General features: G+C 70.8%; 21 protein-coding genes and 1 pseudogene. 13 read left to right on the top strand and 9 right to left on the bottom strand.

What is annotated here, in order from left to right; all coding sequences use genetic code 11:
• Window positions 1-4: 4 nt before the first annotated feature.
• Window positions 5-970: a folate-binding protein YgfZ gene (locus QFZ76_RS24440; protein WP_307675754.1), complete on the top strand. Its 966-nt coding sequence runs from the start codon at window positions 5-7 to the stop codon at window positions 968-970.
• Between the two features lie 11 nt (window positions 971-981).
• On the opposite strand, the gene dtd is transcribed toward QFZ76_RS24440, so the two are convergent.
• A complete protein-coding gene (dtd, locus tag QFZ76_RS24435) occupies window positions 982-1419 on the bottom strand; it encodes a D-aminoacyl-tRNA deacylase (protein WP_307675753.1) in 438 nt (145 codons plus the stop codon).
• A 156-nt stretch (window positions 1420-1575) separates the two neighbouring features.
• Here dtd and QFZ76_RS24430 point away from each other — a divergent pair, with 156 nt between their 5' ends.
• The 3 genes from QFZ76_RS24430 (at window position 1576) to QFZ76_RS24420 (ending at window position 4576) form a co-directional block, all read left to right on the top strand.
• Window positions 1576-2145, top strand: a complete 570-nt coding sequence (locus QFZ76_RS24430) for an aerial mycelium formation protein (protein ID WP_307675752.1) — start codon at window positions 1576-1578, stop codon at window positions 2143-2145.
• 103 nt (window positions 2146-2248) lie between these two features.
• The gene (locus QFZ76_RS24425) at window positions 2249-3220 is read left to right on the top strand and encodes an asparaginase (protein ID WP_307675751.1); all 972 of its coding nucleotides are present in this window, start codon (window positions 2249-2251) and stop codon (window positions 3218-3220) included.
• 84 nt (window positions 3221-3304) lie between these two features.
• Window positions 3305-4576 carry a GNAT family N-acetyltransferase gene (locus QFZ76_RS24420; protein ID WP_307675750.1) on the top strand — a complete coding sequence of 424 codons (1272 nt, stop codon included), beginning with the start codon at window positions 3305-3307 and terminating at the stop codon, window positions 4574-4576.
• Window positions 4577-4770: 194 nt separating this feature from the next.
• Here QFZ76_RS24420 and QFZ76_RS24415 read toward each other — a convergent pair whose 3' ends face one another.
• Complete coding sequence (locus tag QFZ76_RS24415; RefSeq protein WP_307675749.1) at window positions 4771-4956, bottom strand: hypothetical protein; 186 nt, start codon at window positions 4954-4956, stop codon at window positions 4771-4773.
• A gap of 154 nt (window positions 4957-5110) precedes the next feature.
• On the opposite strand from QFZ76_RS24415, the gene QFZ76_RS24410 reads away from it, so the two are divergent.
• Window positions 5111-6028 (top strand): GntR family transcriptional regulator, encoded by a 918-nt coding sequence (locus QFZ76_RS24410; protein ID WP_307675748.1) that lies wholly within the window; start codon window positions 5111-5113, stop codon window positions 6026-6028.
• A gap of 35 nt (window positions 6029-6063) precedes the next feature.
• Here QFZ76_RS24410 and QFZ76_RS24405 read toward each other — a convergent pair whose 3' ends face one another.
• Complete coding sequence (locus QFZ76_RS24405; RefSeq protein WP_266437402.1) at window positions 6064-6252, bottom strand: hypothetical protein; 189 nt, start codon at window positions 6250-6252, stop codon at window positions 6064-6066.
• A gap of 163 nt (window positions 6253-6415) precedes the next feature.
• Between QFZ76_RS24405 and QFZ76_RS24400 the strand changes: the two genes are divergently transcribed.
• Both QFZ76_RS24400 and QFZ76_RS24395 read left to right on the top strand, forming a co-directional pair.
• Window positions 6416-7297 (top strand): GntR family transcriptional regulator, encoded by an 882-nt coding sequence (locus QFZ76_RS24400; protein WP_307675747.1) that lies wholly within the window; start codon window positions 6416-6418, stop codon window positions 7295-7297.
• A 29-nt stretch (window positions 7298-7326) separates the two neighbouring features.
• Window positions 7327-8034, top strand: coding sequence for an HAD family hydrolase (locus QFZ76_RS24395; protein ID WP_307675746.1), 708 nt, complete (start codon window positions 7327-7329; stop codon window positions 8032-8034).
• On the opposite strand, the gene QFZ76_RS24390 is transcribed toward QFZ76_RS24395, so the two are convergent.
• Window positions 8025-8213 carry a hypothetical protein gene (locus QFZ76_RS24390; RefSeq protein ID WP_307675745.1) on the bottom strand — a complete coding sequence of 63 codons (189 nt, stop codon included), beginning with the start codon at window positions 8211-8213 and terminating at the stop codon, window positions 8025-8027. The two genes, QFZ76_RS24395 and QFZ76_RS24390, sit on opposite strands and share 10 nt — an antisense overlap.
• Before the next feature lie 170 nt (window positions 8214-8383).
• Here QFZ76_RS24390 and QFZ76_RS24385 point away from each other — a divergent pair, with 170 nt between their 5' ends.
• The 4 genes from QFZ76_RS24385 (at window position 8384) to QFZ76_RS24370 (ending at window position 14480) form a co-directional block, all read left to right on the top strand.
• The gene (locus QFZ76_RS24385) at window positions 8384-9259 is read left to right on the top strand and encodes a winged helix-turn-helix domain-containing protein (protein WP_307675744.1); all 876 of its coding nucleotides are present in this window, start codon (window positions 8384-8386) and stop codon (window positions 9257-9259) included.
• A 251-nt stretch (window positions 9260-9510) separates the two neighbouring features.
• Window positions 9511-11697: an aminoglycoside phosphotransferase family protein gene (locus tag QFZ76_RS24380; RefSeq protein ID WP_307675743.1), complete on the top strand. Its 2187-nt coding sequence runs from the start codon at window positions 9511-9513 to the stop codon at window positions 11695-11697.
• A 55-nt stretch (window positions 11698-11752) separates the two neighbouring features.
• A complete protein-coding gene (locus tag QFZ76_RS24375) occupies window positions 11753-12379 on the top strand; it encodes a TetR family transcriptional regulator (protein WP_307675742.1) in 627 nt (208 codons plus the stop codon).
• A gap of 67 nt (window positions 12380-12446) precedes the next feature.
• Window positions 12447-14480 (top strand): AAA family ATPase, encoded by a 2034-nt coding sequence (locus QFZ76_RS24370; RefSeq protein WP_307675741.1) that lies wholly within the window; start codon window positions 12447-12449, stop codon window positions 14478-14480.
• 20 nt (window positions 14481-14500) lie between these two features.
• Here QFZ76_RS24370 and QFZ76_RS24365 read toward each other — a convergent pair whose 3' ends face one another.
• Window positions 14501-15364: a nitroreductase/quinone reductase family protein gene (locus QFZ76_RS24365; protein ID WP_307675740.1), complete on the bottom strand. Its 864-nt coding sequence runs from the start codon at window positions 15362-15364 to the stop codon at window positions 14501-14503.
• Window positions 15365-15630: 266 nt separating this feature from the next.
• Here QFZ76_RS24365 and QFZ76_RS24360 point away from each other — a divergent pair.
• Window positions 15631-15966: pseudogene (locus tag QFZ76_RS24360) on the top strand (hypothetical protein); the annotation flags it as partial.
• On the opposite strand, the gene QFZ76_RS24355 reads toward QFZ76_RS24360, so the two are convergent.
• A complete protein-coding gene (locus tag QFZ76_RS24355; RefSeq protein ID WP_307675739.1) occupies window positions 15941-16846 on the bottom strand; it encodes an NAD(P)-dependent oxidoreductase in 906 nt (301 codons plus the stop codon). The pseudogene QFZ76_RS24360 and the gene QFZ76_RS24355 sit on opposite strands and share 26 nt — an antisense overlap.
• Before the next feature lie 100 nt (window positions 16847-16946).
• On the opposite strand from QFZ76_RS24355, the gene QFZ76_RS24350 reads away from it, so the two are divergent.
• Window positions 16947-17285, top strand: coding sequence for a helix-turn-helix domain-containing protein (locus QFZ76_RS24350; protein WP_307680114.1), 339 nt, complete (start codon window positions 16947-16949; stop codon window positions 17283-17285).
• A 78-nt stretch (window positions 17286-17363) separates the two neighbouring features.
• Here the strand turns inward: QFZ76_RS24350 and QFZ76_RS24345 are convergent, their stop codons facing one another.
• From QFZ76_RS24345 to QFZ76_RS24335, 3 genes are all read right to left on the bottom strand, one after another.
• Entirely contained in the window at window positions 17364-18062 is a 699-nt protein-coding gene (locus QFZ76_RS24345) for a hypothetical protein (protein ID WP_307675738.1), read from the bottom strand.
• A gap of 57 nt (window positions 18063-18119) precedes the next feature.
• Complete coding sequence (locus QFZ76_RS24340; RefSeq protein WP_307675737.1) at window positions 18120-18899, bottom strand: SDR family NAD(P)-dependent oxidoreductase; 780 nt, start codon at window positions 18897-18899, stop codon at window positions 18120-18122.
• A 402-nt stretch (window positions 18900-19301) separates the two neighbouring features.
• Window positions 19302-20525 carry an MFS transporter gene (locus tag QFZ76_RS24335; RefSeq protein ID WP_307675736.1) on the bottom strand — a complete coding sequence of 408 codons (1224 nt, stop codon included), beginning with the start codon at window positions 20523-20525 and terminating at the stop codon, window positions 19302-19304.
• Window positions 20526-20547 lie beyond the last annotated feature (22 nt).

The following is a 20547-nucleotide window of genomic DNA, read 5'->3' as shown; positions in this document are numbered from 1 at the left end:
TCATATGAAGAGCCCCCTGCTGTCCCTGTCCGGCGCCGTCCCCGCCGAGGGTGTGGACGAAGGCGTCGCCGCCCACTACGGCGACCTGTTCCGTGAGCAGCGCGCCCTCGCCGACGGCACCGGTTTCGTCGATCTCTCGCACCGCGGGGTCGTCGCCGTCACCGGTGACGACCGGCTGAGCTGGCTGCACCTGCTCCTCACCCAGCACGTCAGCGACCTGCCCACGGGACAGGCCACCGAGGCCCTGATCCTGTCCGCGCACGGCCACATCGAGCACGCCCTGTACCTGGTGGACGACGGCGCGACGGTCTGGATGCACGTCGAGCCCGGCACCCAGGACGCGCTGATCGCCTACCTGGAGTCGATGAAGTTCTTCTACCGGGTGGAAGTCGCCGACCGTACCGCCGACATCGCGATCGTCCACCTGCCGGCCGGTTCCATCACCGAGGTGCCCGAGGGCGTCGTCGTCCGCGAGACGGCGTACGGCCGTGATCTCTTCCTGCCGCGCGCGGACCTGGAGTCGTACGCCGAGAAGTCCGGCCCCGCGGCCGGGATCCTGGCGTATGAGGCGCTGCGCGTCGAGCACCACCGCCCCCGCCTCGGCTTCGAGACCGACCACCGCACCATCCCGCACGAGCTGGGCTGGATCGACACGGCCGTGCACCTGCAGAAGGGCTGCTACCGGGGGCAGGAGACGGTCGCCCGGGTGCAGAACCTCGGCAAGCCGCCGCGCCGGCTCGTCTTCCTCCACCTCGACGGCAGCGAGGTCCACCTCCCGACCGCCGGCACGGACATCCGCCTCGCGGACGAGGGCGCCGACGGCCGCAAGATCGGCTTCATCACGACGTCCGTACGCCACCACGAGCTGGGGCCGGTCGCGCTGGCACTGGTGAAGCGGAACGTGCCGTTGGACGCGCGGCTGCTGGCCGACACGACGGCCGCCGCCCAGGAAGTCGTCGTAGAGCCCTAGGTGTTCGGGGTTCAGATCTCGATCAGCACGGTGAACGGGCCGTCGTTCGTCAGCGACACCCGCATCTTCGCGCCGAAGCGGCCCGTTCGAACCGTCGCGCCCAGCGAGCGCAGCTGCGCGACCACCTCGTCGACGAGGGGCTCGGCGACATCGCCGGGGGCGGCCGCGTTCCAGGTGGGGCGGCGGCCCTTGCGGGCGTCGCCGTAGAGCGTGAACTGGCTGATGACGAGGAGCGGGGCGTCGATGTCGCTGCACGACCGCTCGTCGGCCAGCATGCGGATCGACCAGAGTTTGCGGGCGAGCTGGGCCGCCTTCTCCTTGGTGTCCTCGTGGGTCACGCCGACCAGGACGCACAGTCCCTCGCCGCTGATCTCCCCGACTGTTTCCGGACCGTGTTCCCCGTCCACGACGACGCTCGCGCCGTCCACCCTCTGCACCACTGCACGCATACGACCATCATGCCGGGCCGCCGGCAGTGCTCCGCACGTGCCTTTTTTCTCATCCTTAACCGCCCATCTGGGGCCGATCAGGGGCACTCGGTCACATAGCGGCCACTTGGGGTGGCACGATGCTTCCACATCCGGTCGAGGGGACGGTAGAGACACATGAGCACACCGAGTACCGAGGGGCGGTTGGGCATCCAGCGGCCCCCCGTGCAGCGCACGGGCAGCCCGCTGCTGCCCGCCGACCCGACCGGGCCCGACCTGGCCGTCCTGAGCCTGCCCGAACTGCGCACCCTGCGCCGGGACGCCCAGCGGGACGAGGCCGACCTCAGCTACGTACGGCGGCTGCTCCAGGGCCGTATCGACATCCTGCGGGCGGAGCTGGTCCGGCGGTCCCCCGCGGGGGCGGCGGCCGTGGTCGACCGGCTGTCGGAGATCCTCACCGACGCCCCGGCCCGCATCCGCTCCTCCGCCCGCCATGTGACCTTGGGCACCCCGCACCGCGAGGAGTACCGGCTGCTGGCCGCGGAGATGCTCGCCGAGGTCGAGCTGTCGGACCTGGGGGCGCGAACCGACCTGGAGCTGAACACCGCGATGGGCCGGCTGGTGCGGTACGAGCAGCAGGTGTCCCGGCGCCGGCAGCGGCTGCAGCGCACGGCCGACGACTGCAGCGCGGAGATGGCCCGCAGGTACCGTGAAGGGGAAGCGCAGGTCGACGACCTGCTCACCTGAGGCGGCGGCCGTACCGGCGATCCCGGGCCCGCCGCGAGGGCGGGTCACCCGATCTCGTGATCTGCCGATTGTTGATCTGCCGATCTCCGGAAGGCCACCGCCGATGCCCGAGTCACGTTCCGCCGCCCTGCCTGCCATACCGCCCGTCCTCGCCGAGGTCGTGCGCTCCGGGTTCGTCGAGGGGCGGCACCGGGGCAGTCTGGTCCTGCTGGACGCGGACGGGGCGGTGGAGCTCGCGCTCGGCGATGTGACGTCCCCGGTCTTCCCGCGGTCCTCCAACAAGCCGATGCAGGCGGCGGGCGTGCTGCGGGCGGGCCTGGACCTGGCGGGGGAGCGGCTGGCGCTGGCCGCGGCCAGCCACTCCGGGGAGTCCTTCCACCGCGACCTGGTCCAGAAGATGCTGGACGAGCACGGGCTGGACGCCTCCCTGCTCCAGTGCCCGCCGGACCTGCCGCTGGACGCGGAGGAGCGGGAGACGTATCTGGCGTCGGGCGCGGTCCGCTCCCGCGTGACCATGAACTGCTCCGGCAAGCACACGGCGATGCTGGCGGTGAGCGCGCTGCGGGACTGGCCGCTGGAGACGTATCTCGCGGCCGACCATCCCCTGCAGCAGCTCATCCACAGGGGTGTGGAGGAAGCGGCCGGCGAGAAGGTGGCCGCGGTGGGCACGGACGGCTGCGGGGCGCCCCTGATGGCGATCAGCCTGACCGGCCTGGCCCGCGCCTACCGCACCTTCGTCCGCGCCGACCCCGGCACGGCCGAACGCCGGGTCGCGGACGCCATGCGAGCCCACCCCGAGTACGTGGCCGGCACCCGCCGCCCCGACACCTGGCTGATGCGCGAGGTCCCGGGCGCCCTGTCGAAGATGGGCGCGGAGGCGGTCCAGGCGGTCGCCCTGCCGGACGGGCGCGCGCTGGCCTTCAAGGTGGAGGACGGCGGCGGGCGTGCGCTGGGGCCGGTGCTGGGGCGTGCGCTGGAGCTGATGGGGGTGGATGCGCCGGTGGTGGAGCGGATCGGGCGGGCACCGCTGGAGGGCGGGGGACGGGTGGTGGGGGAGATTCGGGCGACGTTCTGAGGGGCGGAGCTGTTCTCGAGGTCCTTCCGGCGGGGGCGGGGAAACCCCCGCGACACCACCCCGCCGCCCGCCTACCGTGATCCCATGACCCACCCGAGCCGCCGCCCCGACATCGACGTCCGCCCCATCACCGAGTCCGAGTTCCCCGACTGGCTCCGCGCGGTGAACACCGGCTTCCTGCGCGAGCCCTTCCCCTCCGAGACGGAACTCGAAGCCCGCCGCGCCCAGTTCGAGACCGGCGAACCCGGCCGCTACCTCGGCGCCTTCCACAACAGCCGATGCGTCGCCACCTTCAAGTCCTTCACCCAGGAACTCACGGCCGTCGGCGGCGCACCCGTCCCCGCCAGCGCGGTCACCGGCGTCACCGTCACGGCCACCCACCGCCGCCGCGGCCTGCTCACCCGCATGATGGCCCAGGACCTGGCGGCCGCGAAGGACCGCGGCGACGTCGTCGCCACGCTGATCGCCGCCGAGTACCGGATCTACGGCCGCTACGGCTTCGGTCCCGCCACCTGGATGACCGAGTGGACGGTCGACGTCCCGCGCACCGGCCTCGACCCCCGCCGCTCCGGCAGTCCCGAGGACGGCGGCCGTATCGACCTCGTGGACGGCGAGGACGTCCGCAAGCTCGGCCCCGAACTCCACGAGCGGGTGCGCCGCGCCCAGCCCGGCGCGGTCAGCCGCGACGAGCAGTGGTGGCGGATCAACACCGGTGCCGTACGGTTCGACCCGTCGTGGACCGAGCCGCACTACGCGGTGTACCGCTCGGCGGACGGCGAGGTCGACGGCCTGGTCTCGTACGCGGCCGACGACAACTGGCACGGCAAGCAGCCGCACGACACGGTGTCCGTGAGGTGGCTGCTCGCGGCGACCCCGACCGCCGAGCGCGCCCTGTGGCACTACCTCTGCTCGATCGACTGGGTCACGAAGGTGAAGAGCGGCTGGCGGGCCCCCGACGACCTGCTCCCGTTCCTCCTGCCGAACCCGAGGGCGGCCACGGCCACCACCCAGGGCGACTGGCTGTGGGTGCGGATCCTGGACGTCGTACGGGCGCTGGAGGCGCGGACGTACGCCGGTGAGGGCTCGCTGGTCCTCGAGGTGACCGACCGGGACGGCCTGGCCGGCGGACGCTACCGGCTGGAGGCGTCGGCGGAGGGCGGATCCTGTACGCCGACGCAGCAGAACGCCGACCTCACGCTGGAGGCCGGCGAGCTGGCGACCCTGTGGCTGGGCGACGAGTCCGCGGTGCGGCTGGCGGCGCTGGGCCGGGTCCGGGAAGAACGAGCGGGCGCCGCCCGGTTGGCCGACGCCCTGCTGCGTACGTCCAGGCGACCGTGGTGCCCGGACATGTTCTGAGACCTCCTTTCTGCCGACGACGGTGCTGCTTGCTGCTTGCCTGTGTGTTGCTTACTGCTCTGTATCCGTAGCGAGCTGTGAAGTTGTGGCTGTGCTGACCATGTTCAGTTGTGGCTGTGCTCGATGCCGACGATCTTCAGTTGTGACTGTGCAGACCGACCAGGCTCCCGGCTCCCCTCCGGAAGGGAGCCCGATCAGCCGGACTGGGCGAGCAGCATCACGAGGATGACCGCTCCGATGCCGCCGATCGCGACGCTCTTGGCCTTGACGCCGACGGTCAGGGCGACGAAGGCGATGATGCCCATCGCCCCCCACTTCCACTGGACAAGCTGTTCGAAGCCGACGGCGAGGGCGGCGACGACGAGGGCGATGAGCGGCATGGCGGTCCCCCTTGTTCGGGCGGTGGCCAACCTTGTGAAAGTTTGACCATGTTGCTCAAGTTGGCGACCAACTTCACTGTACTTCTCTCCACTTGGAAGCGACTCATAACCACCTTCACTTGAACTGCCCAAAGATGGCGGGAAGTTGTAGTGTTTGGTCGTGGACCCGAAACACGCCGCCGTCAATGGGCGGAAGAGGGCACAACGGCCACAGAGGACACATCGCGAGGTGGCCGACGAGCTGCGTGCCCGGATCCGGTCCGGGGCACTGCGGCCGGGCCAGCGCATGCCCACGCAGGCCAGGCTGGCCGACGAGTTCGAGGTCGAGCGGGGGGTCGTACGGCAGGCGCTGTACATCCTGCAGTCGGAGCACCTGCTGACCAACGTTTCCAAGGGAAGCCCCGCGACCGTGGCCCCCGACCTGGGCCTGGGCGGGATGCCGGGCGGCCCCGGGGCCCCGCCGCAACCCACCACGGTGGCCCTCGCTCCCCGTATCGCGGCCGCCTTCGCGGCCCCGCACGTCGAGATCGACGCCCTGTGTCTGACCTCCGTCTCCCTCACGCTCGCCATCGGCGAACCGCTGCGCCAGATCCACGCCGGACGGCTGAAACCGGCCAAGATCGACGTCCGCGTCCTGCTGCCGAGCCGGGACATCGACCTCGCCTTCCCGGTCCCGGTCGAGGGGCACGGCGAGGGCGCCCCGGTCCGCCGGCGCTGGCTGGCCCACCGCAACGCCCAGGGCCAGGTCCTGAAGCACAACCTGCTCGCCCTGCGCGCCACCCACGGCATCGACGTGCACGTCACGTTCCGCGCGCTGCCCTTCACCCCGCCGGTGAAGCTGTACCTGCTCAACGGCACGGAGGCGCTGTTCGCGTACTACCTGCTGATGCGGCGCGCGGAGGAGATCGACCACGAGCAGCTGGAGATGTACGACGCCGAGGGCACCCGGTCGATGCTGTTCGCCTTCGCGCAGGGCACCGACCTGCGGGACACGACCTTCGTCGAGCAGTCCCACCTGTGGTTCAACGCACTGTGGGAGACGATCAGTTCGGAGCTGCTGCTCACGAGCTGACGTCTCCTACAGGGGCTGATCGGGGCGCCGTTCGGTCATAGGGAGGGCCTCGTGACCAGCAACGCGAGCATGACCGCCCCGACGGAGCTGACGGCCGGGCTCTTGGCCTTGATGCCTATGGTGAGCAGGAGCAGTCCGGCGATGCCGGCGAAACCGTACTTCCACTGGACGGTCTGCTCGATGCCGACGACGAACACTGCGGCGATGAGGGCGAGGACAGGCACGGTGGTTCCCCCTTCGGGCTTCCGGGGCGGGACGGAACGGGAGGTAAAACTTCCGCCAACTTGACCAAGTTGGCAACCAACTCTGGTTATGTTGTCCCCACTTGGCAGCTACTCATAAACAACTTCCAAACAACTCCCCATAGATGGATCGAAGTTGTAGCGTTTGGTCGTGACCCAGGAGAACGTGGCGGCAGTGAACGGCAGCAGAAGGCTCTCCCCCCAGGAAATCGCCGACATCCTGCGCGAACGCATCCGGGCGGGTGACCTCAAGGCGGGCCAACGCCTCCCCACCCAGGCGGAACTCGCGGAGGAGTTCAACGTGGAGCGGGGCACTGTCCGGCAGGCCCTGCGGGTGCTCCAGGACGACGGGCTGCTCAGCAACGTGAGCAAGGGAAGCCCGCCGCGGATCGCCGAGGTCACCCCGAACAGCGAGGAGCCGCAGCCGACCATGGTCGGCCTGGCCTCCCGCCTCACGGCGGCCTTCTCCGCCCCCGAGGTGCGCATCGACGCGGCGTGCCTCACCGCAGAGTCGCTGATGCTGGCCCTGGGCGAGCCGATCCGCCACATCCATGAGGGCCGCATCCGCCCCCGCTCCATCGACGCCCGCATCCTCCTGCCCTCCCGTGACATCACCCTGGCCTTCCCGGTCCAGGTCGACGGCAGCGGCGACGACGATCCGGTCCACCAGCGCTGGCTGGACATGCGCAACGCCCAGGGTCACGTCCTGCGCCACAACCTCCGCTCCCTGCGCTCCTCGCACGGCATCGACGTCTCGGTCACGTTCCGCGCCCTCCCCTTCACCCCACCGGTGAAGCTGTACCTGCTCAACGGCACGGAGGCGCTCATGGCGTACTACATGGTCACCCGCCGAGAGGAGCTCTCGGACAGCGGCACTCTCGACATGTACGACGTCCTCGGCACCGAATCCCTCCTCTTCTCCTTCGACAGCGCGGCCGGCCAGCGCGACGCCGCATTTGTGGACGAATCCCAGAAGTGGTTCGACGCCCTCTGGGAAACCATCACGACGGACCTGACACTCTCCTAGTGACTTCTGATACGACGCAGACTGACCCTGTGGCAGCGGAGACCGAGGCACTGCAAGAACTGATCACGCGCGCGCGTGTCGTGCTCTGGGACTTCGACGGTCCGATCTGCCGCCTGTTCGCCGGCCACGCGGCGGCCAAGGTGGCGGACGACCTGGTGGACTGGCTCGAAGGGCAGGGGCTGCGCGGCTTGCTGAGCGAGGCCGAGCGGCGGTCCCTGGATCCGCACATAGTCCTGCGGGCCGTCGACCGCAGACACCCGGGCAGTGACCTGGTGGACGAGTTGGAGGAACGTCTCACCCAGGAAGAACTGCGGGCCACCTCGTCGGCCATGCCCACCCCGTATGCCGACCCGCTGATCCGCACCTGGACGGCGGTCGGGTCCCGGCTGGCGATCACCACCAACAACTCCCCCCGCGTGGTCCGCACCTACCTGGCCGGCCGCGGGCTCACCGCCTGCTTCTCCCCCCACATCTACGGCCGCACCCAGGAACTCAGCCACCTCAAGCCCGACCCGCACTGCCTCAACCGGGCCCTGAACGCGATGGGTTCGGCGCCGTCAGCCGCGCTGATGATCGGCGACACCCCCTCGGACCTGTTCGCCGCCAATGAGGCCGGAGTTCCGTTCCTGGGCTACGCGCGTAATGACCACAAGGAAAAGCTTCTGAGGGACGCGGGCGCGACGGCGGTCGTCGCCTCGCTGGAGCCTGTGCTCAATCTGCTCCGCGCTCAGGCCTGAGTCATCAACAGCGCGAACACCACAGCGGCCCCGACGGCGAGACCGCCACGGCGCGCCCTTATGCCCACGCCGATCAGGAACAGGAGCACCACACCGAGCGCACCGAGCTTCGCCTGCGCCAGCAGGCCCAGGGAGAGCTCGCAGAGTCCCGTGAGTACATGGAACAGGAGCATGTCCATCCACCTCCCTTCCGCTTCCGGTGAAGTGCCCCAACAATCCGTCCAATTGGACTGACTTGCTTGGGACTGGTCTGCCCAGTCCAATTGATCGCTTAACCAACAGGCCAATGTGACCGTCTAGTTGGTTCGCGATTGGTTTGGTGGTGGACCGGAAGCGGTACGGTCCACACGTGGATACACAGCAGACCGGCGAGGGTGGCGGCGGCAGGGAGTTCCAGCGGGTCGCCGACGAGTTGCGCGGGCGGATGACGGACGGGACGTATCCGCTGCGCTCCTTCCTGCCCTCACAGCGCGACCTCGCGGAGGAACTGGGAGTCTCCCGGGACACCGTGCAGCGGGCACTGCGGGAGCTGGCCAACGAGGGCTGGGTCGAGTCACGGCAGGGCAGCGGGTCACGGGTGATCAAGACCCAGCGCATACAGTCCTCGGCGGCCAAGGCAACCAGGTCGCGCCACGGCATGACGCTGGGACCGCTCATCAGTGAGGCCTTCGAACAGCCCGAAGTCACCTTGGACGTCTATACGTTGACGTCGGAATCCCTGGACGCGCACATCCGGCTCCAGGTGGAGCGCATCCGCGGCGGCGCCATCACGCCCCAGCACATCGCCCTGCGCATGCTCCTGCCGGACGTGACGCTGCCCCTGCCCTACCCGCGCGTCAAGGACGACAAGAACGACCCGCGCCTGCGGGAGCGCCTGCGCACCATTACCGAGCGGCACACAAAGTCACTTGAGGGATTGCTGAGAGATCTGCATACCGAAGGGCTGGTGCCGTTCGTCGACGTACAGATCCGTCACGCGCCGTTGACCCCGGCCTTCAAGCTCTACCTGTTCAACGGCATCGAGGCACTGCACGGGCTGTACGAAGTGATCGAGCGCAAAATCGTGCTGGACTCCGGCGAGGAGGTCACCGCGCTCGATGTCCTCGGCTTCGGCGCCACTCTGACCCACCATGTGAAGGACGGGGACACCAACTCGCCGGGCACCGTCTTCGTGGACAGCATGCAGAAATGGTTCGACTCGGTCTGGCACCATCTCTCCGAATAGCCGAACCGGGTCAAGGACGGGTCCCGCAGCTTGCTAGCATGCCCGCACACACTGAGCAAACGCTCGCCTTCGTCCGTATGAAAAGGCCAACAGGCCGACCGCGAACGACGACGAACGGCTTCGCACGGACCTCGCGCAGAAGAGTGGCAGACCACCCATTGTGGCCACGTCGGCGTCGTTCCTCATGCGTGATTCCCGACGCGTGCTTACGGTTTGCCATAGCTTCCCCCTTCTCGTACCCGGAGCAGCCAGTGGGCGCACGTCCCGATCCCCGTCCTGTCGGGGAGCGCGCCACGCTCGACGACACGTACCAAGCGTTCGTGGGATGGGCCGCCGCGGAGGGCCAGTCGGCCAGCGGGTACCACAACCAGAACTACGTGCTCCCCCTGACGGAACCCATGGCGCGTGCGCTCCGGCGTCCGGTCGGCACCTCCGTCACCGTCCGGATCCGGCGCAGCGACGTGCTGCCTGTGGTGATCAGGACCTGGCAGGACGAGGGGGAGATCCTCGCCGCGATCAAGGGGGTCCTGCCGCACGTGCCGGAGTGCCTCGTCCAACGGGAACACTTCGCGATCCACAGCCATGTGGAAGGCGTACCGCTCTCCGCCGTCTGTGCGAACGGCAAACCGGTCGACACTCTGCTCATCAAGGCCCTGGCAGGCCTGCTCGCACAGATGACGCAGGTGCGGCGCGGGGCGCTGCCGGCGCTGCCGTCCGTCTGGCCGCGCAACGACACGGACAGCCAGGGATTCCTACGGACTCTGGCGCACCTCGCGGACCGGCAGATCAGGCGGCCCAACCGGGCGGTCTTCGGCGGGCTGTTCGCGTCGCTCGGCATTCCCGAGGACGCTCTGCTCCGGCTGGCCGAGCGGGTCCCCACCATGGCCCGGCGGCCGTACAGCCTGCTCCACGCCGACCTGCACCGCGACAATCTGATCGTGTCGTACGGCGGCGCTCCGCCGCTCATCTGCGTCGACTGGGAGCTGGCGACCTACGGCGACCCCCTGCACGACCTCGCGACCCATCTTGTGCGCATGCAGTACCCGCCGCACCAGTGGGACGAGGTGGTCGAGGCGTGGGCCGAGGCCATGCAGCGTACTCGTCCCGCTGCCGTGAACGGCCTGACCCGGGACCTGCGCCACTACGTCGCCTTCGAGCGGGCGCAGTCCGTCTACCCGGACGTGATGCGGGCCGCGCGGTTCCTGGAGGAGACCCGCACCCAGAAGAGCCTGAACGAGGCGACGGCGGAGGTGCGCCGCGCCCTCGAAGCGGCTGCGGAGCCGTTGCGCCTTACCAACCTGCCGGGCGAGCTGGAGATCGAGCGGGCTCTGTTCCGGTGGCTGACGTCCCGAAGCGGCGGTTCGTACGACGGTCAGGGGCGGCTCGTCCAGACCTTCCGCTGGGAGCCGGACCGGCGTCTTCCCGAGCATCCGGACTTTCCCGTCTCCGCGGTGCGGGAGGCCCTGGTGGCGGAGGGGGCCGCTCCCGCGGGCCGGGTGTTCAAGGGGACCGCGCACCTCAACACCGTGGTCCGGGTGCCGAGCATCGCCTTTCCCGTGGTCGTGCGGCGCAAGCTGCCCGACGTCTGCCGCCGGGAGCGCAGCTTCCTCAGTGAACACGCCGTACTGAGGGCCATCGAGGAGGCCCACATCGCCGTGGCGGCGCCGCGGGCCCTGGCGCTGGGCGAGAGCTATCCGAACGACCGCTTCGCCATTCACACGTACGTCGGACCGTGGGACATCGACAGGCCCCTCCGCCATCCGGAGCACGGGCTGCTGCCGCACGAGGCGGACGCGCTCGTCGATCAGCTCTGCGCACTGACGCGCGTGAAGTACAAGCAGGTCGACCCGACCTCCGGGGAAGGCAGCTTCCACCGCTGGCTGAGGGGCCAACTCGTTACGCTGGTGCGTGAGTTGCCGAAGGAGTCGCAGCAGCTCGCCCGGCTGCTCGGGCTGCCTGAAGCGGACCGTCTGCAGGAGATCCTTTCCCGGCATGAGGTGAGCCATCGGGAACCGGCGCTGCTGCACGGCGACCTGAACCCGTGGAACCTGGTACGGCGGGACGACGAGCTGGCGCTGACCATCATCGACTGGGAGATGGCCGTGGTCGGCGATCCGCTCTACGACCTGGTGCGGCACATGCACCTCACTCCGACCCGGCCGGAGATCCGGGACCGGATGTTCCGTCGCTGGGAGAAGAAGCTGCCGCCCGAGTACACCCGCGACTGGCGCAAGGACTGGCGTGTGTACCGCTGGATCGAGATCGTCCGGTCCGCGTACATCGACCTCGACCGCATCGTGACGGGCGCGAGCCTGGACGCCCCCAACGTCAAGCGGGCGGTCGACTCGTACGCCGTGACACTGGCGGTCGCCACGGGTTCCCTCGGCCTGCCGGTCCGGCTGACGGCGAACCCCTACCTTGCCCGGGCCCTGGCCTAGGGAGGCCATGCCCCGGCCGAGCGCAGGGTGGTGCGTACCTGCGTACCCTCACCCCATGGCTGAGAACGGCGAGGCGGGCGCGGTCGGGCTGCGTGAGCGCAAGAAGCGGCGGATGTACGAGACCGTGTCGGAGCTCGCGATCCGGCTGTTCCTGGAGAAGGGGTTCGATGCGGTGTCCGTCGCCGAGGTGGCGGCCGCGGCGGAGATCTCGAAGCCGACGCTGTTCCGGTACTTCCCGGCGAAGGAGGACCTGGTCCTGTACCGGTTCGCCGATCACGAGGGGGAGGCCGCGCGGGTGGTGGCGCGGGGAGAGGCGGCGCCGCTCGTGGCGCTGCGGCGGCACTTTCTCGACGGGCTGGAGCGGTGTGATCCCGTGACCGGGCTCAATGACCATCCCCAGGTGCTCGCCTTCCACGCCCTGCTGTACGGGACGCCCGCGCTGGTGGCCCGTCTGTACGGGTTCCAGGAGCGGTCCGAGGCCGCGCTGGCCGAGGCGCTCGGGGGTGGGCTGGAGGCGCGGCTGGCCGCCGGGCAGATCGTGGCCGTACAGCGGGTCCTGGCGCTGGAGAACTGGCGGCGGATCGCGGGCGGGGAGCGGGCGGCGGACGTACGGGGGGATGCGGTGGCGGCTGCGGAGCGGGCGTTCGGGATGTTGGCGGCCGGGTTGCCGCACCTGGCGTGAGCAAGCCAGCATGCGGTACTGAGTAAAAAATTTAACCCGGTTACGTTATTCCGGTACGCTCGTTGGAATGACGTCACCCGATCCCTCCCTCCAGGACGCCCTCCGCCACGAACGCGCCCACCACGACCGCTGCCGAGCCGCCCTCACCGCCATGGTCGACGGGGCCGGGGAACACGTCGTCACCGGCGAGGACGTCTCCGCCTCCGGTGCCGACGCCGAGGTCCTCGGGTACCGGCTGCGCAGCCGGGCCAAGGAGATGCGGGAACTGCCCGAAGGGCCGTTGTTCTTCGGGCGGCTGGACTTCTCGGGTGGGGAGCATGCCGGGCAGCGGTACCACCTCGGGCGGCTGCGGATCAGCGAGGACCCCGCCGCGCCGCCCCTCGTCGTCGACTGGCGCGCCCCCGTCTCCCGCGCCTTCTACCAGGCGAGCGCCGGCGACCCGCAGGGCGTCGCCGTCCGCCGCCGCTTCGGCTGGGCGCCCGGCAGCCGCGGCGACTCCGACGATCTGACGGGGCTGGAGGACGAGCATCTCGGCGAAGGGGAGTCGCGGGTCAGCGACATCGTCGCCCGGGAGATCGAGCGGCCTCGGGTCGGGCCGATGCGGGACATCGCCGCGACCATCCAGCCCGAGCAGGACGATCTCGTACGCGGGGACCTGGCCGTGTCGGTGTGTGTGCAGGGCGCCCCGGGCACCGGCAAGACGGCCGTCGGGCTGCACCGGGCCGCCTACCTGCTCTACACCCACCCGCAGCGCATCCGCCGCGGTGGCCTGCTGATCCTCGGGCCCAACCGGACCTTCCTGTCGTACATCGCGGCGGTCCTGCCGGCCCTGGGCGAGACGGGCGTGCGGCAGTCGACGCTCCTGGAGGAGATCGCCCGGCACCCGGTCACCGGTGCCGACGAGGAGCGGACGGCCGCCGTCAAGCACGACGTCCGGATGGCTCAGGTGCTGCGGCGGGCGCTGTACGCGCGGGTGTCGGGGGAGCAAGCGGCCGTGGATCTCGCGGTGCCCGACGGGTCGTACCGGTGGCGGGTGGCCGCCGGCGAGCTCGCGCGGATCGTGACCGACGTACGGGCCGAGGAGCCGCCGTACGGTGTCGGGCGGGAGCGGGTGCGCAGCCGGGTCGTGCGGTGTGTGCAGCTGCGGGCCGAGCGGCGGGCGGGGCCGCGGAGCGCCGCCTGGGTGCAGCGGGTCTCGCGGTCGCGGGCGGTCGGGGGGTACGTCGATGCCGTGTGGCCGCGGGTCAGGGCGGAGGAGGTCGTCGCCGAACTCCTCACCGGTCCGGCGGTGTTGGGGGCCGCGTCGGAAGGACTACTGGACGCCGACGAGCAGAAGGCGCTGCTGTGGGCGAGGCCGCCGCGGTCGTGGAAGTCGGCGCGCTGGTCGGCCGCGGACCTCGTCCTCCTCGACGAGGTCGCCGGGCTCGTGGAGCATCCGGAGGCGTACGGCCATCTCGTCGTCGACGAGGCGCAGGACCTGTCCCCGATGGAGTGCCGGGCGATCGCCCGCCGGGCGCCCTTCGGCTCGCTCACCGTCCTCGGCGACCTGGCGCAGGGGACCACCCCCTGGGCGGCCCGGTCCTGGGACACGACCCTGCGCCACCTGGGGAAACCGGACGCGGCCGTCGTACCGCTGACGACCGGCTTCCGGGTGCCGAAGGCCGTCGTGGCGTTCGCCAACCGGCTGCTGGCCCGGCTGGACGTGGACGTCCCGGCGGGGCGGTCGCTGCGCGGGGACGGGGAGCTGAAGCTCCGGCCGGTCGCGGACGGTGAGCTGCTGGGGGCGGTCGTGGATGCCGTACGGGATGCGGCGGCGCGCGAAGGGTCCGTCGGGGTCGTCGCGGCCGACGCGGAGGTCGAGCGGGTGCGGCGGGCGCTCGACGAGGCGGGGATCCCGGTGGCGGACCCGTCCGAACCGGCCGCGCGGGTGAGCGTCGTACCCGCGACCCTGGTCAAGGGCCTCGAGTACGACCATGTCGTCGCCGTCGAGCCCGCCGCGATCGCGGAGGCGGAGGAGCGGGGGCTGCACCGGCTGTACGTGGTGCTCACCCGGGCGGTGTCCCGGCTGGAGGTGGTGCACGGGCGGCCACTGCCGTTCTAGGGCGCCCGCGGGTTACGGCCTCACGCGTCGCGGGGCCCGTTGCGGAGCCCGTCGAGGAGCGGCACCAACTGCTCCTCCTCGTACGTCAGATGGGCCTCGAGTTCCGTCGTGAGCCGCTCGACTTCCGCCCGGGCGGCGGCCGGGTCCGCGTCCTCGGCGGTCACGACCCGGCGCAGGTCTTCGACGAGGGCGGCGATCCGCTCGTGCTCCTCGCGCAGTCGCGCCAGCGCGGGGGCGGATTCCGGGTGACGGTCGGCGAGGACCGGGAACATGCCGAGGTCCTCGCCGGTGTGGTGGTTGTGCAGGCCGTGGCAGAAGGTGAGGCAGTTGACGCGGAGTTGGGCGCCGAGAGTCGAGACGCCTGTGCCGCTCATCTCCTTCCGGATCTGTTCGAGCTCGCGCCGGAAGGCGTCGTGGACGACCTTGATCGCCTCGCCCATGGACCCGGCATTGATGTTCGGCGGGCCGCCCTGCGCGACCTCGTACAGGGCGACCACCGGGATCACCCGCTCCGTCTTCTCCTGATACGCCGCCCAGCCCGGCTCCGCCTCGACGGCCCGCGCGAAGGCCTGGTCCCGTTCCTCGGCCTCCAGTACGACGGCCCGCGCCTCGTACGTGAACGCGCCGCTCTCCACGGTGGCCCGGGGTTGCGCGAGGAGGTTGCGATACCAGTGCGGATGCGTGGGCGCACCGCCCGCCGAGGCGATGACGAGGATGCGCTCACCGCCGTCGGGGAGGTAGACGACGGGGGTGGTGTGCGGGGTACCGGTGCGGGCGCCGGTGGTGGTGAGCAGGATCATCCGGGCGCCTTCGAAGTAACCGCTCATACGGCCCTTGTTGGCGCGGAACTCGTCGATGACCTGCTGGTTGAACTCGTTGGGCATTCTTTTGTGTACCTTCTCTGTCGCTGGTTTCCGTCCTGGGAAATTCCTGGGGAAATGCGCAGAGAAGAAGGCGGGCCCCTGGCCCACCCCGGCCTCACTCAGAGGCCGGGCACCCAACTCGCTCACGGCACAAGGCCGACCCGGCAGTCATGAGGGCACGGTAGCGTCCTTGTCGTGGTCGGTACCAGTGGGTTTTTCTCCGTCCTGACGAGGGCGTCGCGAGGGAGGCGAGTGCCCTGACGCTTCTCTTCCTGGGGCCTCCGTCCGCCGAGGCCGTCGCACATCCGCTGCTCGACCGGGTCGACCCCGCGCTCGGCCCGCGGCTGCCCCTGGTGGACTGGCCGGGCGAGGAGGACGACGGGGGCGGGCCTGCCGGTCTGCACTGGAAGACGCGGCCTCTGGTCGACTGGGCGGGAAACCGGCCCTTCGTCTGGCTCGACGACGAGATCACCGACGTCGACCGGGCGTGGGCGGCCGCCCACCACTTGGCCCCGGCCCTGCTGCACCGGGTGGACCACCGTCACGGGCTCACCGACGGGGACTTCGCGGCCGTGGCGGAATGGCTTCGGCTTCGGCTCAGCGGCGCCCCAGCAGCTCCGTGACCCGCGTGAACCCGTCCTCGCCGTGGCCGAGGCCGACCACGCGGCGGGCGAGGCCCTCGGCCGCGCGCATCACGCTCGCGTCGATGCCGTGGGACTCGGAGGCGTGGACGATGTGGGACATGGAGGAGACGCCGGAGGTGATCGGGTTGCCCTCGCCGGAGTAGGTGCCGCTGTCGACGTCGTCCGCCCACTCCGCGAAGAGCGGCGGGAGGATCGCGGCGATGCCCTGCGCGAAGGGGGCCAGTTCGCGGGCGGTGATGCCCTCGGCCCGGGCCATCGCGAGGGCGTGGACGTAGCCCGCCATCGACGTCCAGAAGATGTCGAGCAGGGCGATGTCGTGGGCGGCGGCCCGGCCGATGTCCTCGCCGAGGTGGGTGTGGGTGCCGCCCAGGGCGTCCAGTACGGGGCGGTGCTCCTGGTAGAGGTCCTCGGGGCCGCTGTGCAGGAACACCCCGTGGGGCGTGCCGATCGTGGTGGTCGGCGTCATGATCGCGCCGTCCAGGTAGCGGATGCCGTGGGCGGCCGCCCAGTCCGCGGCCTGCCGGGCGCGGTCGGGGGTGTCGGCGGTCAGATTCGCGACCGTACGGCCCTTGAGGGCGTCGGTGACGGCGGCGTCCCGCAGGATGCCGTCGGCCGCGTCGTAGTTCACCACGCAGACGACGGTCAGCCCGCTCGCGGCGACCGCCTCGGCGGCGGAGGCCGCGCCGGTCGCTCCGCGGGCGAGCAGTTCCTGGTCCTTGCCGGGCGTGCGGTTCCATACGGTGGTCCGCAGGCCGGCGTCCAGGAAGGCGCCGGCGAGGGCACGGCCCATCGGGCCCAGGCCGAGCACGGTGACGGTGGCGGTGAGGGCAGACTGGTCGGTGTCGGAATACGTGGGCATGCTTGAACTCCTGTTAAGGCAAAGGGAATTGCGACGGGAACCGAACGGGAAATCCGCGAACCGGCGCAGGTGATGGATGACGAGACGAGTGGGGACGAAGATGACGCGCGGACGTGCTCAGGACCTGAACGTCTGTGGAGTGACCGCCGCGATCGCCGTGATCGACGGCAAGTGGAAGACCGCGCTGCTGTGGCAGCTGGAGTCCGGCCCGCACCGCCCGGCCGAGCTGCGCCGCCTGCTGGCCGGGCTCAGCGAGAAGGTGCTGACTCAGGCGCTGCGCGAGATGGAGGCGGACGGACTGGTGCACCGGGAGGTGCACGACGTACTCCCGCTGAAAACCCTGTACTCCCTGACCGACTTCGGCCTGGAACTCTCCGAGGCTCTTGCCCCCCTTTCCGACTGGGGCCACCGTCGCCTGGAGAAACTGGCGACTCCTTGATGGCAGACACCAGCCTCGGTCGTGCGGCGGGCGCTGCCAAGTACCCACAAAAAAGTGGGTACGGCGGCCAGGCCGACGTCAGCTGCCGGTGCCGCCGCCCGTCGGGTAGCCGATTCCGGCGATGTCCGGTGCCAGGCTGTCGAGGGACATCTCGGGGGCGTCGGGGCCGCCGGGGGCCAGAGCCGTCACGACCTCGTCGGTGAGCGGCTTCAGCGCCCACACGTGCCGAACGGCCGCGAGGGACACGGGGACTTCGTGGCAGTCCTCGGCGAAGTCCCGGAACGCCTCCGCGGACCGGTCGACCAGCAGCCGGAACAGATACCCGGAGCCGTCCGGATCGCCGCCGCCCCCGTCAGGGAACGCGATCGTCCCCGCCCGCCACGCCGCGTCACCGGCCTCCCGCCACGCACAAGCGGTCACGACCGGCATCCCGTCCTCGTCCGAGAACGCGTCCTCCTCGACGTACGCACGGAAGACCTCCGGAACCTCGTCCAGCACGCCGGGCCACGGCCCGTCACCGACGTAGGGACTCATGGGCGACTCGTGCGCAAAGCCGCGGACGTACGCCCCGGCGGCCGAGAAGACGACGGAGAACTCGTCGCCCGATCCGTTCCGCATCGAGGCCACCTCCTCCCCGTCGGACCAGTGCGCGTCGAACGAGTAGTACCGGTTGTCCCAGTCCGGGCTGAGGATCGCCTCCAGCATCGCCATCGACCGGCAGTGATCGCGAAGCGTACGTATGCCGGGCAGGCGGCGGGCCACGTCATGAATGGTCACGGGGGCATCCAACATCACGCGGGCGTCGCACCTCGCGCCTGGGTCCGGCATCAAGGCTCAGTGCACCGAGAACCCGCCGTCGACGAAGATCGCCTGCCCGGTGACGTAGCCGGAGGCGGGGCCCGCCAGGAACACCGCCGCTCCGGCGAAGTCCTCGGCCAGGCCGTTGCGCCCGACCATCGTGCGTGCGGCCAGCGCCGCCACCTTCTCCGGGTCGGACGACAGCCGCGTGTTGAGCGGGGTCATGACGAAGCCGGGCACCAGCGTGTTGCAGGTGACGCCGTGCGGCGACCACGCCTCGGCCTGCGAGCGGGCCAGCGACTCCAGCGCCCCTTTGGAGACTCCGTAGGCGCCGCTCTGGACGAACGCCCGGTGCGCCTGCTGGGAGGTGATGTGGATGATCCGCCCGAAGCCGCGCTCGGCCATGCCGGGCCCGAACCGCCGGCCCAAGAGGTAGGGCGCCTCCAGGTTCACCGCCATCGTGGTGTCCCACACGTCCTCGTCCAGCTCGCTCATCGGCGGGCGCAGGTTGATCCCGGCGCTGTTGACGAGAATGTCGGGCTCGCCGAACACCCCGGCCGCCTGCTCCGCCGCCGCACGCACCCCGTCGCGGGTGCTCAAGTCGCCGCTCACCCAGGCCGCCCGGCAGCCGTCCGCCACCAACTCGTCGACCGTGGCGGCCAGTTCCGGCTCCTTGCGTGCCACGACCACCACGCTCGCCCCCGCCCGCGCGAGTGCCCCGGCGATGGCCCGGCCGATGCCGGAACTGCCACCCGTCACCACGGCGGTCCGGCCGTCCAGCGAGAACAGTTCGGAGAGGTAGGTCTGCGAGATCATTCCCGCACCCTAGACGGCGGGTCCGCGGTGGCGGTGGCGGTGGGTGTCACATTCGCGCACCCGGCGGGCCCGCGAGCATGTGGCGGCCCGGCGGCCGCGGGTTCAGGTGAGCCGGCCGGAGCAGCAGGCCGTGGCGAAGCTGTTCGCGCGCGAACCAGGTGGTGGCCGCGTTCGAGACGGCGACCATATGCCTCAACGGCGCGCCCGCGGGCCGGATCGAGAAGGCGCGCGAAGCGCGTCAAGCCCGCTACCGCAAGGTAGGAGGGAATCTCCCGGCTTCCGCCGGGAGAGCACTTCAAGTGATGAGAAACCCGCAGAAGCTGACGCGGCTGGACGAACCTGCGGAACTCGCGAGGTAGGCCTGATACGAGGAGGCGGCGCCCGGCCCGCACCCCATGCGGTCTAGTCCGCGGCGGCGGGTTCCGACGGGACGCCGCCCGGACGCGCATCGGGGACGGTCGGCTGTCGTTCCTCGTGGCTGCCCAGCGCCGCGAGGGTCAGAGTCACGGTGACCGATCCGGCGGCCATGAGCGTCATCGCCGTGGCCGGCGAGGTCAGTTGGGCCAGGGCGCCCGCGAGGGCGGTGCCGACGCCCTGCAGGGCGGCCATGCCGGTCGCGTGCAGGCCGAGGGCCTGGCCCGCGAGGTCGTCGGGGGTGAGGGACATCAGGCGTTCCTGGAGGACCAGGCTCGCGGCGAAGCCGACGGAGGCGACGGTGATGGCCACGGCCGACAGCGCCACTCCCGGCCGTAGGAAGAAGAACAGGTAGGGAACCGCCAGCAGCAGGCGCAGCGGGGTCGCGAGGCGGGGCCGCACCGCGGGCGGTACCAGGCGGCCCACCGCCATGTCGCCCACGAACATGCCCAGCGCCCCGAACGCGTACAGCGTGCCGGCGGCTTCGGGGGCGTAGGAGACGTAGAGCGAATCGCCGCCGACGATCAGGCCGTTGGGGACCCACAGGCCCAGGTACGTCAGGCGGCGGGGGCGTGAGGACCACAGGAGGGAGTTGGTGCGCCAGGTCGCCGAGAGGGACGGGCGGCCCGAGGAGCGCGGCGGGCGGGCGGTGAGGCCGAGGCGGGTGACGAGGGCCGACAGCAGGTACAGCGCCGCCGCGAGGAGCAGGCAGGTTCGCGGGGACAGGAGCGCCAGCAGTGCGCCGCCCGTCGCGAAACCGGCCATCTGCGTCAGGCCCCAGAGCATGTTGGACACCGAACGGCCCAGGACATAGCCGTCCTTGGACAGGATTTCGTTCAGCAGTCCCCCGCGCACTCCTCCGCCCAGCGACGCGACCAGGCCCTGCAGGAGTACGACGGCGAAGACCGCCCAGATCGGAAGGCCGGGCAGCGCCAGCACCGCCGTGCCGGCCGCGAAGGCGAGCGCGAGGGCGGTGAGGATCGCGCGCGGGGGCAGGCGGTCGGCGGCCGAGAGCAGGAACGCGCCCCCCAGCAACTGGGCCAGCTGGGGGCCGACCATGCTCACGGCCGACAGGAACGGGGAGCCGGTGGCCCGGAAGACCAGCGTGGCGAGGGCCAGGCCGCCGATCGTCTGACCGGCGGCGAACGTGCCGAAGGAGAGCAGGTACGGGGTGAACTCCGGGGTGCGGAACAGGGAGCGGTAGCTGCGCATGGGTCGAAGTCTCGGAGCGGCC

The organism is Streptomyces sp. V4I2, from assembly GCF_030817655.1.
Lineage (GTDB): Bacteria > Actinomycetota > Actinomycetes > Streptomycetales > Streptomycetaceae > Streptomyces > Streptomyces plumbiresistens.
The sequence above is the reverse complement of the archived record's forward strand: the minus strand, read 5'-3'. Positions and strand labels throughout refer to the sequence as shown.

Excerpts from the sequence above, each read along its gene's own strand:
- QFZ76_RS24365 (WP_307675740.1), bottom strand. The coding sequence starts at position 15,364 with ATGCCCAACGAGTTCAACCAGCAGGTCATCGACGAGTTCCGCGCCAAC.
- QFZ76_RS24375 (WP_307675742.1), top strand. The coding sequence starts at position 11,753 with ATGGCTGAGAACGGCGAGGCGGGCGCGGTCGGGCTGCGTGAGCGCAAG.
- QFZ76_RS24415 (WP_307675749.1), bottom strand. The coding sequence starts at position 4,956 with ATGCCGCTCATCGCCCTCGTCGTCGCCGCCCTCGCCGTCGGCTTCGAA.
- QFZ76_RS24370 (WP_307675741.1), top strand. The coding sequence starts at position 12,447 with ATGACGTCACCCGATCCCTCCCTCCAGGACGCCCTCCGCCACGAACGC.
- QFZ76_RS24335 (WP_307675736.1), bottom strand. The coding sequence starts at position 20,525 with ATGCGCAGCTACCGCTCCCTGTTCCGCACCCCGGAGTTCACCCCGTAC.
- QFZ76_RS24420 (WP_307675750.1), top strand. The coding sequence starts at position 3,305 with ATGACCCACCCGAGCCGCCGCCCCGACATCGACGTCCGCCCCATCACC.
- QFZ76_RS24340 (WP_307675737.1), bottom strand. The coding sequence starts at position 18,899 with ATGATCTCGCAGACCTACCTCTCCGAACTGTTCTCGCTGGACGGCCGG.
- QFZ76_RS24430 (WP_307675752.1), top strand. The coding sequence starts at position 1,576 with ATGAGCACACCGAGTACCGAGGGGCGGTTGGGCATCCAGCGGCCCCCC.
- QFZ76_RS24355 (WP_307675739.1), bottom strand. The coding sequence starts at position 16,846 with ATGCCCACGTATTCCGACACCGACCAGTCTGCCCTCACCGCCACCGTC.
- dtd (WP_307675753.1), bottom strand. The coding sequence starts at position 1,419 with ATGCGTGCAGTGGTGCAGAGGGTGGACGGCGCGAGCGTCGTCGTGGAC.
- QFZ76_RS24425 (WP_307675751.1), top strand. The coding sequence starts at position 2,249 with ATGCCCGAGTCACGTTCCGCCGCCCTGCCTGCCATACCGCCCGTCCTC.
- QFZ76_RS24350 (WP_307680114.1), top strand. The coding sequence starts at position 16,947 with ATGACGCGCGGACGTGCTCAGGACCTGAACGTCTGTGGAGTGACCGCC.
- QFZ76_RS24390 (WP_307675745.1), bottom strand. The coding sequence starts at position 8,213 with ATGGACATGCTCCTGTTCCATGTACTCACGGGACTCTGCGAGCTCTCC.
- QFZ76_RS24440 (WP_307675754.1), top strand. The coding sequence starts at position 5 with ATGAAGAGCCCCCTGCTGTCCCTGTCCGGCGCCGTCCCCGCCGAGGGT.